General features: G+C 57.4%; 13 protein-coding genes. 5 read left to right on the top strand and 8 right to left on the bottom strand.

Translation table 11 applies throughout. The annotated features are described in order from the left end of the window. Positions 1 to 817: ABC transporter family protein (locus tag AC2GXZ_RS26535; protein ID WP_483762245.1), on the bottom strand; the 817-nt coding region annotated here is incomplete at its 3' end. A gap of 208 nt (positions 818 to 1025) precedes the next feature. On the opposite strand from AC2GXZ_RS26535, the gene paoA reads away from it, so the two are divergent. Genes paoA through paoC form a run of 3 tightly spaced genes read left to right on the top strand, consistent with a single transcriptional unit; the run spans position 1026 to position 4816 of the window. Then, positions 1026 to 1661, top strand: coding sequence for an aldehyde dehydrogenase iron-sulfur subunit PaoA (gene paoA, locus AC2GXZ_RS26530; protein WP_483762228.1), 636 nt, complete (start codon positions 1026 to 1028; stop codon positions 1659 to 1661). Beyond that, positions 1658 to 2608, top strand: a complete 951-nt coding sequence (locus AC2GXZ_RS26525) for an FAD binding domain-containing protein (protein ID WP_483762227.1) — start codon at positions 1658 to 1660, stop codon at positions 2606 to 2608. Before paoA ends, AC2GXZ_RS26525 begins: the two co-directional genes overlap by 4 nt. A gap of 3 nt (positions 2609 to 2611) precedes the next feature. After that, on the top strand, positions 2612 to 4816 hold the full coding sequence (gene paoC, locus AC2GXZ_RS26520; protein WP_483762226.1) for an aldehyde oxidoreductase molybdenum-binding subunit PaoC: 2205 nt from the start codon (positions 2612 to 2614) through the stop codon (positions 4814 to 4816). Between the two features lie 75 nt (positions 4817 to 4891). Here paoC and AC2GXZ_RS26515 read toward each other — a convergent pair whose 3' ends face one another. The 4 genes from AC2GXZ_RS26515 to AC2GXZ_RS26500 all read right to left on the bottom strand — a co-directional run bounded on the left by AC2GXZ_RS26515 (position 4892) and on the right by AC2GXZ_RS26500 (position 7937). Beyond that, entirely contained in the window at positions 4892 to 5125 is a 234-nt protein-coding gene (locus AC2GXZ_RS26515; protein WP_483762225.1) for a hypothetical protein, read from the bottom strand. Positions 5126 to 5309: 184 nt separating this feature from the next. After that, entirely contained in the window at positions 5310 to 6206 is an 897-nt protein-coding gene (locus tag AC2GXZ_RS26510; protein ID WP_483762224.1) for a hypothetical protein, read from the bottom strand. A gap of 184 nt (positions 6207 to 6390) precedes the next feature. Next, entirely contained in the window at positions 6391 to 6837 is a 447-nt protein-coding gene (locus tag AC2GXZ_RS26505) for a hypothetical protein (protein WP_483762244.1), read from the bottom strand. 848 nt (positions 6838 to 7685) lie between these two features. Next, positions 7686 to 7937, bottom strand: a complete 252-nt coding sequence (locus AC2GXZ_RS26500; protein ID WP_483762223.1) for a membrane lipoprotein lipid attachment site-containing protein — start codon at positions 7935 to 7937, stop codon at positions 7686 to 7688. A 279-nt stretch (positions 7938 to 8216) separates the two neighbouring features. Between AC2GXZ_RS26500 and AC2GXZ_RS26495 the strand changes: the two genes are divergently transcribed. Beyond that, positions 8217 to 8474, top strand: a complete 258-nt coding sequence (locus tag AC2GXZ_RS26495) for a hypothetical protein (protein ID WP_483762222.1) — start codon at positions 8217 to 8219, stop codon at positions 8472 to 8474. A 6-nt stretch (positions 8475 to 8480) separates the two neighbouring features. Next, the gene (ligD, locus tag AC2GXZ_RS26490) at positions 8481 to 11114 is read left to right on the top strand and encodes a DNA ligase D (RefSeq protein WP_483762221.1); all 2634 of its coding nucleotides are present in this window, start codon (positions 8481 to 8483) and stop codon (positions 11112 to 11114) included. 10 nt (positions 11115 to 11124) lie between these two features. Here the strand turns inward: ligD and ku (AC2GXZ_RS26485) are convergent, their stop codons facing one another. The 3 genes from ku (AC2GXZ_RS26485) to AC2GXZ_RS26475 form a co-directional block, all read right to left on the bottom strand. Then, positions 11125 to 11937, bottom strand: coding sequence for a non-homologous end joining protein Ku (ku, locus tag AC2GXZ_RS26485; protein WP_483762220.1), 813 nt, complete (start codon positions 11935 to 11937; stop codon positions 11125 to 11127). Positions 11938 to 11952: 15 nt separating this feature from the next. Beyond that, a complete protein-coding gene (gene ku / locus AC2GXZ_RS26480; protein ID WP_483762219.1) occupies positions 11953 to 12840 on the bottom strand; it encodes a non-homologous end joining protein Ku in 888 nt (295 codons plus the stop codon). Between the two features lie 321 nt (positions 12841 to 13161). Beyond that, a complete protein-coding gene (locus tag AC2GXZ_RS26475; protein WP_483762218.1) occupies positions 13162 to 14052 on the bottom strand; it encodes a LysR family transcriptional regulator in 891 nt (296 codons plus the stop codon). Positions 14053 to 14272: the final 220 nt, after the last annotated feature.

Below are 14272 nucleotides of genomic sequence, written 5' to 3'. Positions count from 1 at the left end.
CCTCCACCTGGTTTTTGACCTCGGAGATCTGCACGAAGTTGCGCGCAATGTAGGCGATCGATCCGGATGTCACGAATGCGTAGATAACCGCCGCGACCACGAGGAAGCCGGGGATCGTGATAAACTGTCCACCGACCGGCAGCGTCAGAGCGCCGCCGATCGTCCAGAGCACAACGATGAAGGTCGATGCAGATAGAAAGGCGGAGATGACACCTGATACAAAATCCACCGGTGACTCGGTTGCGATCCGCATATCTTCGGAAATGCGCGCTTCCGGGTTTTGATGGTCGCCGTCAATCAGGTTCAATTGGTAATACCTGCCATTGGCAAGCCAGCGTGCGATCAAAGCCTTTGTCAGCCAGGATCTCCAGCGTCGCTGGATCAGCATTCTGACAAATACCTGAATAGTCACCAATGTTACGCTGCCCAATACCAGCGGCGGGAATAGTGCTCCCAGATAATAGACCGACGATGCATCGCGCTGTTCGATCCCATCGAAGATTTCGCGATTCCAGACGTTGATCCCGTATTGAAAACCGACGTTGAGACCAATCAGTGCCAGGAGACCAATTGAGACCGGCCATGCAAACCTGTCGCCGCGGCCACTCCAATAGCCACGCGCGCTGATCCAGAATCTCTTCAAGAGATATGATTTGCGTGCCTGTTCAGCTTCCTCGGGTGTCATTTCCCGATCGGGTTCGATGGCTTCAGGTACTGGCTCGACCTCGCCACGTTGCTCGTCTGCTTGTGGAGCGGCCTCAGCGCCCTGTGATGTCGCCAGTTTGTCAGTTGCCGGATCGATTTTGCCATCGCTCATGAGCGCCATAACGGCGCTCGAGATAAAAGGTTTCACGCCGGCCAGCGGGCACTGCCTATGCGCGCCCAGATTGGTGAATTCAAACGATAGCACCTATCAGCGAGACCGTACTAATCGACCGCCGATCCCGCGCTAATTCGGTCCTTGCGGCTTTCGGCGTCATTCATGTCCGCCGAAAGCTGCTTACCTCACGAAAACGGAGTTGAAGATGCCGGCTACCCAACTCGAAATTTCCAGGCGGGCCTTGCTTATCTCGTCGGCCGCGACAGTTGCGGTAACGAGAGCCGGACCTGATGTCGCGGCAGCAGATGCAGCAGGGACTACAATGACGCATACGTCCACAGTTTCACTGAAGGTCAATGGTAAGGTCCACGACCTGAATATCGATAACAGAACCAGCCTCCTCGATGCACTGCGCGAGCATCTTCATCTAACCGGAACAAAAAAGGGTTGTGATCACGGTCAATGCGGTGCCTGCACCGTCATCGTTGATGGTCGCCGCATCAATTCATGCCTGACACTTGCTGTCATGCACGATGGCGACGAGGTAACCACGATCGAAGGCCTTGGACAGCCCGGAAACCTGCATCCGATGCAGGCGGCTTTCGTCAAGCATGACGGCTTTCAGTGTGGATATTGCACGCCCGGACAGATCTGTTCTTCCCTGGCAGCGCTTGAGGAAATCAAAGCGAATATCCCGAGCCACGTCACCAAGAACCTCACCGAGCAGACGACAATCTCGGACGCGGAAATCCGCGAGCGCATGAGCGGAAATATCTGTCGTTGCGGTGCCTATTCCAACATCGTCGCGGCCATTGCCGAGTTTGCGGGGACAAGAGCATGAAAACCTTCACCTATGAGCGTGCGGCATCGATAGACGCTGCGGCAAAGTCGGCTGCGGCCAATCCGGATGCGAAATTCATTGCTGGTGGCACCAATCTTCTCGACTTGATGAAGTTGGAGATCGAGACACCGACGCATCTGATCGACGTCAATGGGTTGGGTCTGGATGCGATTGAAGCAATGCCTGACGGTGGGCTGCGAATCGGCGCCATGGTTCGGAATACGGATCTCGCCGCTCACGAAACCGTCCGACGCGATTATGGGGTGTTGTCGCGGGCACTTGTCGCGGGTGCATCGGGTCAGCTTCGCAACAAGGCAACGACGGCGGGCAACCTTCTCCAGCGCACACGCTGTCCGTATTTCTATGACACGAACCAGGCCTGCAACAAACGACAACCGGGAAGCGGCTGTTCCGCCGCCGATGGCGTGAGCCGCCAGCTTGGGGTGGTCGGTATCAGCGACGATTGCATTGCAACCCACCCCAGCGACATGGCGGTAGCCATGCGGGCGCTTGATGCCGTCGTCGAGACGATCAAGGCGGGCGGTGAGACGCGATTGATCGCCATCGAGGACTTCCATCGTCTTCCGGGAGATACACCACATATCGAAGCCGCATTAGAACCGGGCGAATTCATTACCGCAGTGACCTTGCCGGCTCCTGTCGGTGGCCGACATGTGTATCGTAAGGTTCGTGACCGCGCGTCCTATGCGTTTGCGCTCGTGTCCGTCGGTGCGGTGATCCAGCCGGATGGCACCGGCCGCATTGCCGTGGGAGGTGTCGCTCCCAAGCCCTGGCGTATGGCGAATGCGGATGGCGAACTCTCGAACGGAGCAAAGGCTGCAAGTGCTGCTCTTTTCTCCGACGCCCGGCCGACCGTACACAACAGGTTCAAGATCGATCTCGTCGAGCGCACGCTCGGTGCGGTTCTGTCTGAAGCAAGGGGTTGAGCCATGAAGTTCGAGACACCCGCGAAAATCAATCCGATCGACAATCTGAAAGTGGTCGGCCAGCCGATCCATCGCATCGATGGAGAGCTGAAAACGACCGGCAGGGCCATGTATGCCTATGAATGGCACGACCCGAACATGCGTTACGCCTACGGCTACCCTCTTGGTTCTGCCATCGCGAAAGGCCGGATCAGATCCATGGATGTTGCCGCGGCGCAAAGGGCGCCGGGCGTTGTGGCGGTGGTTACGACGCTCTCGGTCGGCGAACTGGGCAAAGGAAAGCTCAATACGGCAAAGCTTTTTGGTGGCGACCTTATCGAGCACTACCATCAGGCTATAGCCGTCATCGTCGCCGAGACTTTTGAGCAGGCACGCGCAGCCGCCGCTCTCGTCAAGGTCGAATACGAAAAGGAAGAAGGCGTTTTCGATCTCGCGGCGGCCCGGGATAATGCATTCAAGCCGGAGGACGCCGGTGGGGCGCCCCCGGATACAGCCGTCGGAGATTTCGAGGGAGCGTTCCGGTCTGCCGAGATCACCCTCGACGAAACCTATACCACGCCTGACCAATCGCATGCGATGATGGAGCCTCACGCATCGATTGCCGCATGGAATGGCGACGAGCTGACTGTCTGGACATCGAGCCAGATGATCGACTGGTGGCGTTCGGATCTCGCGACGACCTTGGGCATCGACAAAGAAAAGGTGCATCTGATGTCGCCCTTCATCGGTGGCGGTTTCGGTGGCAAACTGTTCCTTCGATCGGATGCCGTCTTGGCCGCCTTCGCTGCAAAAGCTGCGGGTCGGCCCGTCAAGGTCGCGTTGCCGCGCCCCTTCATTGCCAACAATACGACCCATCGGCCGGCAACCATTCAACGCATCCGGATTGGTGCGGGACGAGATGGGAAAATCACAGCAATTGGTCACGAAAGCTGGTCGGGCGACTTGCCAGGCGGTGGCCTTGAGACAGCCGCGATGCAGACAAGGCTTCTCTATGCCGGTGCAAACCGCATGACGGCCATGCGTCTGGCTGAACTCCATCTCCCGGAAGGCAATGCTATGCGCGCACCGGGGGAGGCGCCAGGCCTGATGGCGCTCGAAATCGCTATCGATGAACTGGCTGAAAAGCTCGACATGGACCCGATCGAATTCCGCATTGCCAATGACACACAGGTCGATCCCGAAAAAGTCGAGCGGCCTTTCTCGCAACGTGATCTTATCGGTTGTCTCAAGCTTGGGGCGGAGCGATTTGGTTGGGGAGGCCGGAGAAAGCCAGGTTCTCGACGGGAGGGCGATTGGCTCATCGGTGTTGGCGTTGCCGCCGGCTTCCGCAACAATCTCGTCATGCCGTCAGGCGCACGCGTTCGCTTGGCCAGCGATGGGATGGTCACAGTCGAGACCGACATGACGGATATCGGTACAGGCAGCTATACGATCATTGCCCAGACCGCGGCCGAGATGATGGGCGTGACCGTCGACAAGGTCGGTGTCCATCTCGGCGACTCGCGTTTTCCCATTTCGGCCGGATCGGGCGGTCAGTTCGGCGCAAACTCTGCGACATCGGGCGTCTATGCGGCCTGTGTCAGCCTGCGCGACGCCGTGGCGAAAAAACTCGGCTTCAATTCCGGCGACGTCGTCTTCGAAAACGGCGAGGTGCGCTCGGGGAACAGATCCGTTCCGCTTGCAAAGGCAGCAGGTCCAGAAGGGCTCGTCGGCGAGGATACGATGGAATGGGGGGATTTGACCGACACCCATCAGCAGTCGACATTTGGTGGCCATTTCGTAGAGGTCGGTGTCGATGTCTTCACTGGAGAGACACGCGTCCGACGTATGCTTGCCGTGTGTGCGGCCGGCCGTATCATCAATCCGATTACGGCTCGCAGCCAAGTGATCGGTGCCATGACGATGGGTGTCGGACTGGCTCTTTCGGAGGAACTGGCTGTCGACACCCGGCGCGGTTTCTTCGTCAACCACGACCTTGCCGGATACGAGGTTCCGGTTCATGCCGATATCCCTCACCAGGAGGTTATATTCATGGATGAGACGGATCCGATGTCATCTCCGATGAAGGCGAAGGGGATCGGCGAACTTGGATTATGCGGTGTCTCTGCGGCAATTGCGAACGCGATTTATAACGCGACAGGGGCAAGGGTGCGGCATTATCCGATTACGCTGGACAAGGTCATTGGTGGCTTGCCGGAATTGGCCTGATATCGAGGATGGCGGCCAAATATCGGCCGCTATCGTCCTTTGGGAAAACCAGTCTACCGGCCTGGGCGCTCACCGTTATCGCTTGGCTGCCGGCTCGCCACTCTCATCATTTAACGAGGGAAGGAATGTCTCGACATCACGTCGATCTCTCTCCGGCAAAATGGCTATATGTCGCTTCCAGAACTCGTCTGCCTCGGGCGGATCGCCATCCCAGTCTCGCGATGAGCCCAGATTATCGTCGATAACAGCAACTCGCCGGCCGCCCAGCCGGATATATTCGTCCGCAAGTTTTTTGGATGCGTTTTCCATCGAATACCTCCTGTCTTTTCGCTTTTAACGGAAGCGCGATTTCGAATTCATCGTTCCGATCTTTGAGTGCCTCCATCGTGCTCGCAAACCACAGAACGGCTTCCATTTCACAAAGCGCCCAGATACGCTGATAGCCGGCATGTCGCGCATGCCGGCTATCTCAAGAGAGAAAGCAAAAAGCCGATCAGACTTTTGCCAGAAATGCGGTTTCCTCGTCGTCCCTCTGCCGGCCTCCCAACGCAGCTGCGGCAGAAGCGATGAAGGCGCCGACCAGAAGGGAGAGGGCGCCAAGCATCGCCGTTGTCGCCGCCGACTTTCGGGCCTTGTCGGCTGCCTGCTGCGCTTCAACCTTCGCTTGCTCAATCCGTTGAAGTACCGCATCAACCCGCGCGTTTGCTTCTTCAGGTGTCAGCCCGGTGTGAGACGCCACCAGAGCGGACAAGTATGTCTTGTCCTCGTCCGGCATACTACCGGCAGCGGCGGACTTGATCAGGATGCGCGATATTTCGGCAGCCGCAGCCGCATCGTCAGGCTGGGCGCGATTGCGCAGATCCTGCCGCCGAACCAAGGCATCTGTAAAATAGCCAGTAGCCATATCCGGACCTGCGTTGTTGCTGGCAGAAGAAGCGCCCGCGACGGTCGCTGTCGAGGCTGCAGACGTCAGTGCTTGAATGCCGCCGCCAACAAGGTTTGTGAATGCGGAGCCGGCCAATCCCGCGACGACGACTGTCGCCAGCGCCCAGCTCATAAAACCGTGCGCTGTATCGCGGAAGAACACCTCGTCCGTATGCAGTCCTGCCCATTTCGTGCGCAGGCGACCGGTGAGATAGCCTCCAAGGGCTGACGCCAGCCATTGCACGACCACAAACCAGATCGCTGCCGTGATGCTCACGGTAGTAAATGACGCGCTTTCTCCCGCCCACGGCGACACCATCGTGAGGCCGACGCCTGCACCAAGGAGAAGCAGGATCAGGGCGGTCGCCGACGCAGCGATCGCTCCACCGATGACCGGCCCCCAGCTCAGAGCAGGGACCGAGGATTCGACACCGATATCGGATATGCCGGATTGATAGAGAGGCATGTCACTCTCCTAGCGCATGAAGAGGGCGAGAAGGATGATAATCGGCAACGGCACGCCGAGAAGCCAAAGAAGAATACCGCGACCCATGGAAAACCTCCGATTAACGAATTGTTACTTGCACCGCCTCAACGTTCTCAAATCGTTGCGGTTCCCGACAATACTGCGTTCTAATGTGTGCTTAAATTCATCGCAGGCGCAGCGGCTTGATCACGTCGATTCTGACTTCGCCTTTGATCATGCCGCGATCGAGATCGTCTCGCCCGTGTTCGATTTCGATGACGGTGTAAAGCTTCTCATCTCGAAAGGCGCTGGCGTTTCTTGTGGACACATCATCTGCTGGCGCGGCATCGACCTCCATGAAATCCAGTTCCTGTTCCGCCGCCACCACCCTCGCATCGCCAGCTGTTCGTGCCGCCACAATGACGGCGCCGTGGCCGGGCTTGTTTTCCCAAGAAGGGTCGTTGCTCGAAGCACTCGGCACAAGCCGGTAGATATTCAGGACTTCGCCTGCCTCGGTAACACCCGGTCTGGAATCGGCAATCTGGCTTTTACTCTCCACAGATCGCCCGAATGTCGTCTCGCTTGTGGAAGGCCCGGCAAGCTCTGGATGTATGTCTCTTAATTTCGACATTGTTGTACCTCCGATTGAGGAGATAACAATCTTGACCAGGGGGTGTTCCTCTTCTTTCGGGTTGTTTCGACCTGTTGTGCACGGACATCGCCCTTTCTGCATCATCTACAGCGTCCATTTCTTGCCCGGAGAGCCGGCATGCCAGGACCCTGCGATGAAAGGCGAAACCAACAAGAACCCAATAGGTCCTGAACTGCCACTCTGAAGGACGACAGGTGATAACCCAGCATGTCTCCCTTGGAGGCCGGTGAGGTTTCGCCTTTGCCGATCACCTGCGAAAGCTGTCATGCCGAAGGCAGGCTGAGCGATGGCAGCGACATTCCAAGACTTGCCGGACAGTCGGAGGCGCATCTGCTGAATGCGCTCAGATCCTATGTGGATCGGAGACGCCACAGCGCTATCATGCAGGTTACCTTCGGGATTTGGCCGGGTCCGGTTTTACCGGAGCTAGCCAGCTATTCTGCCGGTCAAGCACCGGCTGTCCGCCAAGCAGCGAAAAATAACGATGCGGCGCTGACTGAAAAGGGCCGCATTTTGGCGGAACGGGGGCGTTCTGTGGACAAAATACCGGCTTGTCTGAGTTGTCACGACAAGGCGGATTCCAATCCTTCCTACCGAAGCTCTCCGGTCAGAACTCAGCCTATATCCGCAAGCAGTTGGCGCTTTTCAAGACCGGCCAGCGCGGTGGCTCCGCATACAGTCACCTGATGACGCAAGCCGCCAAAGAACTCACCAGCGACATATCACGGCGCTTTCGTCATACTTCAGTATCAGATAGCAGTCGGCTTCCATGGTCATCAATTCCGGAGCGGGGAGATTGAGGCAAGGAGCTTGCCTCAATCAATTTGTCAGCAACGATCCACATACCGATTGCCATTTCGATCACGATAGTAGCAGCGACCTGGCTGATCTGCGACATTGCCGATCAGAGCGCCGGATACGCCGCCGACGGCCGCGCCAACGGCTGCTCCTCTCACGTTACCGGTTGCAACACCGCCAATGACTGCGCCGCTCGCTGCCCCTATGCCCGCCCCTCGCTCGGTCGACGAGCATGCGGTCAAAGCCAATGTTGCGAGCAAGGGAATGATGATCTTTTTCATTTGAGCCTCCTACGGTACGGAGTGCAAACGCGGCCAAAGCTCGATCCGTTCCGTCGGAGTTGCGATGGATCGCCCGCCAAATGTTATCTACCATCAGCGTCAAAGCTGATGAAAGCCTATGGTCATCGGCGCCCGCAGCTGAACCTCGACGCGGCACGCCTAAAAGCCATGCGCCTAGCGGGAGGATTGCAGCCGAGCATTTTTCGACCAACCTATGGAACCAGCTTCCAGCCAGACGCTTCTTGGTGGATGAGAGCGCAATCGACAAAGGCTCAGACAATGATGGACGAACTGCACGTCCGAAATGCAATCATCCATGTCTTATACCTGAAGCTTAAGTCGGAGCGAGAGACACGGGAGACTGTTCTCGAAGCTGCTCGCTCGGGTGCGACAGCAGAAGTATTGGAGGCTATCGCATCAGATCCCGTTCCGTCGATCGACGATCTTGGGCAGCAAGCAACGGTGAAGTTGCTTGTCGATAGTTTTCTAAAGGGCTCCAACCAGCACTTAACCGACACGATCGGCCTACGTCGGTAACCGGACATGTCCAAGAAGCTCTTAACCTATCGAGGCAAACGCAATTTCAGGAAGACACAAGAGCCTTCCGGCGCGATCGAGGTCAAGCCATCCAACCGGCTCCGATTCGTCATCCAGAAGCACGATGCAACTCGCCTTCATTACGATCTTCGCCTCGAACTTGATGGCGTCTTCAAATCCTGGGCTGTTACCCGCGGTCCGTCTCTCGATCCGGCCGACAAGCGTCTGGCTGTCGAGGTGGAAGACCATCCCCTCGACTATGGTGACTTCGAAGGAACGATCCCCAAGGGTGAATACGGTGGCGGAACGGTGATGCTCTGGGATCGCGGCTACTGGGAACCGGAAGGAGCTATATCTGCGGATGCCGCCTTGCAGAAAGGTGATCTCAAGTTCGTTCTTGATGGTGATCGCCTGCAGGGTAGCTTCGTACTGGTCCGCATGAAGAAGGGTCGCGATAGCGGCAAGCGCACCAACTGGCTGCTGATCAAGCATCGCGACGAGCATGCTGTAAGCAGGAATGGTGGCGCGATACTTGCCCGGGGCAAAATATCGGTCGCCTCGGGCCGCGACATGGAAACTATCGCTTCGGCCAAGGGACGCAAACCGAAGCCATTCATGCTGAGCAAGCCCGTCTTGGGTGCTGACGCCGTCTGGGACAGCAGCGAAGGGATTGCTGCCGAACAGCGAGGCAGCCGGAAAATTCCAACGTCGAAGTCTATTCGCCGCTCAGACGGATCGGCAATACCTGCCTTCATTCCGCCGCAGCTATGTAAATCGCAAGATCGGCCGCCATCAGCTTCCGGGTGGCTGCATGAGATAAAGTTCGATGGTTACCGCATCCAGATCGGTATCGAGGCCGGCAGGGTCCACCTTAAAACACGCAAGGGCTTGGACTGGACGGAGCGCTTCAAACAAATTGCGGCCGATGCGAATGCCCTGCCGGATGCAATCATCGATGGCGAGATCTGTGCGCTGGACGACAACGGCGCACCGGATTTTGCAGCGCTGCAGGCCGCCTTGTCAGAAGGCAAGACCGACAATCTCGTCTATTTCGCATTCGATTTGCTGTTCGCCGGCGACAAGGACTTGCGCGAGAGGCGGCTTGATGAGCGGAAATCCCGGCTAGAGTCTCTGCTTGCCGATGCCAAGCCTGGACCACATATCCGTTATGTCGATCATTTTGAGACAGGCGGGGATGCGGTGCTTCGCTCAGCCTGTCGGCTTTCACTGGAAGGCATTGTCTCAAAGAGGGTAGATGCGACTTACCAATCGGGCAGAAACGATAGCTGGGTCAAATCCAAATGCAGGGCAGGACATGAGGTCGTAATCGGCGGCTATGCCACAAACGGCAGCCAGTTCCGCTCGCTTTGGGTGGGCGTCTACCGTGGTAACCACTTCGTTCATGTCGGGCGTGTCGGCACCGGCTTCGGACATGGTCGGGGCAAGATGTTGCTCGACACCTTGAAGCCACTAGGGGTAGCGCTTTCGCCCTTCACTGGGATAGGCGCTCCGAAAAATATTGACGGCACCCATTGGGTGAAGCCGGTTCTTGTTATTGAAATCGAGTTCGCAGGCTGGACCGCCGATGGCCAGGTGAGGCAGGCGGTCTTCAAAGGCTTGAGAGAAGACAAGCCGGCGAAAGACGTGACGGCAGAAAAGGCGGCTTCTGCCGAGCAGGTAAAACCTATTTCCGAAACCAGACGCAAGCCTGCGGAGAACACGTCCGGCCAGAAGGCCACGAAAGCCGAAGTCATGGGTGTTCTGATCTCAAACCCGGACAAGTTGATTTGGCCGGATGAGTGCCCTGCTATCACCAAGCAGGAGTTGGCGCTTTATTACCAAGCGGTTGGCGAGTGGATGGTTGGCCATGTCCGAGGCAGGCCATGTTCGGTCATTAGGGCACCTGATGGGATAGCGAAGGAGAGGTTCTTTCAACGCCACGCCATGCCCGGCACATCCAATCTGCTGGAACTCGTCAAAGTCCCCGGCGACAGGAAGCCTTACCTGCAAGTCGATCGCGTCGAAGGGCTTGCCGCACTCGCCCAGGTGGCGGCGGTCGAGCTTCATCCTTGGAACTGCTACCCGGGTGAGCCGGATGTGCCGGGTCGTTTGGTCTTCGATCTCGATCCTGGTCCTGATGTGGCCTTTTCCACAGTTGTCGAAACTGCCCGCGAGTTGCGCGACCGGCTAGTTGATCTTGGTCTTGCCAGCTTCTGCAAGACAACCGGTGGCAAGGGGCTCCATGTCGTCACCCCGCTCAAAGCCATGAGGGGCAGGCCAGTCGGCTGGGATCATGCCAAGGACTTCGCCTATCGCGTCTGCGAGCAGATGGCTGGCGACCAGCCCGACCTCTATCTGACCAAGATGGCAAAAAGGCTGAGAACCGGGCGGATTTTTCTCGATTATCTCCGCAATGACAGAATGGCGACGGCGGTCGCGCCGCTGTCGCCACGGGCGCGGCCGGGAGCAACCGTCTCGATGCCGCTGACGTGGAGCCAGGTGAAGTCGGGTCTGGATCCCAAGCGGTTCACGATCCGGACCGTACCGGCTCTTCTCGGCAGCAGCGATGCCTGGAGAGACTATCATCAATCCGGCCAATCGTTGACCGAGGCGATCAAGCGGCTCGACAGGAAACGCTGAGTCCGTAGCGCTACTTCCTCTTTGACCGGCGATTGTCGGCTTCCACCGACTTTCGAAGCGCATCCATGATGTCGATGACGTTACTCTGCCTGTCAGCTTTCGCAGGTTCGGCGGCTGAAACCTTGGCTCGGCGGTGCTTCTTCTTCGACTTTATGATGTCGAGAAGCCTTTCCTGTACCGGGTCCGATACCATGCCGGCATCCCAGTGGCGGGTCTGCTTCTTGATCAGCTTGCGGATGAGCGGGATCGCTTGCTTTTCCGGCTTCGCCTTGCTCAGGTCGTCAAAATAGTTGTTGGGCTCACGCACTTCGTCACCATAGCGTAAAGTCCACAGAACGATGCCTTGGCCACGCGGTTCAAGCATCACCGCGCGCTCGCGACGTCCGAGAACGAGCCGTGAAATACCAACCATCTTCTGTTTGTCCATTGCTGCACGGATGACGGAGAAAGCTTCTTCGCTCACCTTGTCGTTCGGCGTGAGATAATAGGGTTTATCGCGCCATATCCACTCGAGATCATCACGGGGCGTGAAGGTGGAAATGTCGATCGTCTTCGTGCTTGCCAGTGCCACATGCTCAAGATCATCATCATCAAGCATGACATATTCGTCTTCGCTGCGCTGGTATCCCTTCACCTCGTCCTGTTCGCGGACGATTTTGCCGGTAACTGCGTCGACATATCGGCTCTGAACCCGATTGTTGGTGTTGCGGTTCAGCGTATGGAACCTGATCTTTTCGCTGTCGGAGGTCGCCGGTGTCATCTCGACTGAACAGGTCACGAGCGACAACTTGAGATAGCCTTTCCAGTAGGGACGCAATGGCATGACGTTTCAGCTCCCTTATCCGGCCTTGCGACGAGACGTGGCTGCGGAAGTTTGTCTGCCACGCTTTGAAGTTGTCTTCGGAGAAGCATCGGAGTTGGCAGGCTGCCGTTTGCTCGCCGGTTCTTTCTGATCTGCTCCAGCGCTGTCCCGCAGAGCCTGGAGAAGATCGCTCGGCTTTGATGCCTTGGGCGGGGCAACCTTCTTGTAGGGCTTGCCCTCGATTTTTGCCTTCACGAGTTGAGCGAGAGCTTCGTCGTAGCGGTCGTCGAACTTGAAAGGATCGTAGCCGCCTTTCTTCGTACCGATGATGTGCGACGCAAGGTCCAGCATCTCCCCGTCAATCTTGATGTCGGGCATATCATCGAAGGCTTCATCAGCGGAGCGAACCTCGTAGTCGAAATTCAACGTGGTGCCCATCAGGCCATAGCCATATGGCCTGATCAGGACGGGCCGAAGTCGCCGGAACAGTACCGTACTGGAAATTGCCGCGACCCCTGCCTCCTTCATCCCATCGCGCAACAAGGCAAATCCCTCCTCTCCGGTTTCTTGCGGAACAAGGTAATAGGGCTTGTCAAAATAAACGTCGTCGATTTCATCGCATGGAATGAAAGCGCTGATCGCGAGTGTCTTGTCGCTATCGGGCACCGCTGCTGCGATTTCGTCAGGATCCAGCACGATGTAGCGGCCATTGCCGATCTCGTATCCCTTCACCTGCTCGTCATGCTCAACGACGTCGCCTGTCTCGCTGTCGACGAATTCGCGGCGCACTCGATTGCCTGTCTTGCGGTTGAGAATGTTGAAGCTCATGCGCTCGGAAGAAGAGGCCGCCGCGTAGAGCGCCACTGGACAAGTAACCTCGCCAAACCTGATGTGACCTTTCCAGTTGGCGCGGAGCGTTGCCATGCCTTTTCCTCCCTATACGGATATCGGCCATAACAGACAGAAGACACGAATCGTTCCGGAGGTAGGGACTGGTGAGTTGAGGAGCCAACACATGATTTTTTTATTTCTGCGCGTACAAAGAGCATTCTCGCTTCGAGCGTCATGTTTTTCAAAATGATCTGGGAGGTCGGACAAAACCGATGTTTGACCGCTACTTTTTCAGGCGCCTAGGTTCGGCTTTGCTAAAGAGCGACGAATTTACAAGTCTCGATGCGTTCAGGCCCGGTCACACACATTAGACAGTGTCAAGAGTTCGAAATGGTTCAAGGCCGTAAGGCGGTTTCACATCTTACTTTCGTTCGGGGCGTTGAGATTGAACCGATCGTTGAGGAAGCTTAAAAACCTTCCGACGATTGGCGGCTCCGCCTGTTTCCCTTTCCAGATCATCCAGAGTGCACGGGAAAGAGGCCGACCATCCTTGTGAAACAGCGGCATGCGAAACAGTCGTCGGCTTTCGTCGAGAAATTTTGGCGACAGGAAAATGCCGTAGCCAAGCCCGTTGGCGATCATCTCCAGGCAGGTGTCGCCATGGTTCGCCCGCATACCGATCCGGGGCGGTTGTACGAAATGGTCAGACCACCATTGTTCGAGCATCTTGGTGGCGAACGGGTCGCTCAGATAGGAGATCTGCGGCTTCTCCGGTAGATCTTCCAGCCTCAGGCTGTCGGCATTAACGAGGCAGGCCTGTTCGGTACCGATCTGCAGGCGGCTGAAATTGCCGGAAATGTCGCCGCAGATGAAACCGACCTGGATGTCGTCGCGCTCCAGCCTGTTGGCGATTTCCGAGCTGACGCCGGTCGAGACGCTGAAGTCCACGCCCGGATGGTCGGCCTTGTAGGCCCGCAGATGTGCCGGCAGCGTGTAGCGCACGAAGGAATTTGTCATTCCGAGCCGAATCGTGCCGGTGCGGTGATCCTGAAAGGTCAAAAGCGTCTGCTGCATCTCGGCGAGATGCGCGAGGGCCTTCTCCGCCTCGCGCGCCACATATTCGCCCTGCGGCGTGAAGGTGATGCCTTTCGAGCTGCGTTCCACCAAGCGTGTGCCCAGTTCGCGCTCGATCAGTTGCAGCCGTTTCGACAGGGCCGGCTGCGTCATGGCCAGGCGGTCGGCTGCATGGGTGATGTTTGCCGTGCGGCGCAGTTCCGCGACGACCTTCCAGCTGCGAGTATCCATCGCCTCCTCCCGAAACGCGGTACCGTCATTCCATTTGGGAATGGCTAGACATGACAGATCGCAATTTTACAGACCGGTCAAGCTCTCCTATGACAGATTGATGAAGTCGTCTTTGCATGGCGACCGGGATGGAGATTGCGCAACCGGCCGATGCCGGATCGCGCGGAGGGGAAAAGGCAACGTCGTCGGTTTCGAGACGGAGGCGCAGGGATGCGGTCCG

Source organism: Aliirhizobium sp. YIM B11859, assembly GCF_057163345.1.
Note: the sequence above shows the minus strand (reverse complement) of the source record. Positions and strands in the feature narration are given on the sequence as shown.

Excerpts from the sequence above, each read along its gene's own strand:
- paoA (WP_483762228.1), top strand. The coding sequence starts at position 1,026 with ATGCCGGCTACCCAACTCGAAATTTCCAGGCGGGCCTTGCTTATCTCG.
- AC2GXZ_RS26525 (WP_483762227.1), top strand. The coding sequence starts at position 1,658 with ATGAAAACCTTCACCTATGAGCGTGCGGCATCGATAGACGCTGCGGCA.
- paoC (WP_483762226.1), top strand. The coding sequence starts at position 2,612 with ATGAAGTTCGAGACACCCGCGAAAATCAATCCGATCGACAATCTGAAA.
- AC2GXZ_RS26515 (WP_483762225.1), bottom strand. The coding sequence starts at position 5,125 with ATGGAAAACGCATCCAAAAAACTTGCGGACGAATATATCCGGCTGGGC.
- AC2GXZ_RS26510 (WP_483762224.1), bottom strand. The coding sequence starts at position 6,206 with ATGCCTCTCTATCAATCCGGCATATCCGATATCGGTGTCGAATCCTCG.
- AC2GXZ_RS26505 (WP_483762244.1), bottom strand. The coding sequence starts at position 6,837 with ATGTCGAAATTAAGAGACATACATCCAGAGCTTGCCGGGCCTTCCACA.
- AC2GXZ_RS26500 (WP_483762223.1), bottom strand. The coding sequence starts at position 7,937 with ATGAAAAAGATCATCATTCCCTTGCTCGCAACATTGGCTTTGACCGCA.
- AC2GXZ_RS26495 (WP_483762222.1), top strand. The coding sequence starts at position 8,217 with ATGATGGACGAACTGCACGTCCGAAATGCAATCATCCATGTCTTATAC.
- ligD (WP_483762221.1), top strand. The coding sequence starts at position 8,481 with ATGTCCAAGAAGCTCTTAACCTATCGAGGCAAACGCAATTTCAGGAAG.
- ku (WP_483762220.1), bottom strand. The coding sequence starts at position 11,937 with ATGCCATTGCGTCCCTACTGGAAAGGCTATCTCAAGTTGTCGCTCGTG.
- ku (WP_483762219.1), bottom strand. The coding sequence starts at position 12,840 with ATGGCAACGCTCCGCGCCAACTGGAAAGGTCACATCAGGTTTGGCGAG.
- AC2GXZ_RS26475 (WP_483762218.1), bottom strand. The coding sequence starts at position 14,052 with ATGGATACTCGCAGCTGGAAGGTCGTCGCGGAACTGCGCCGCACGGCA.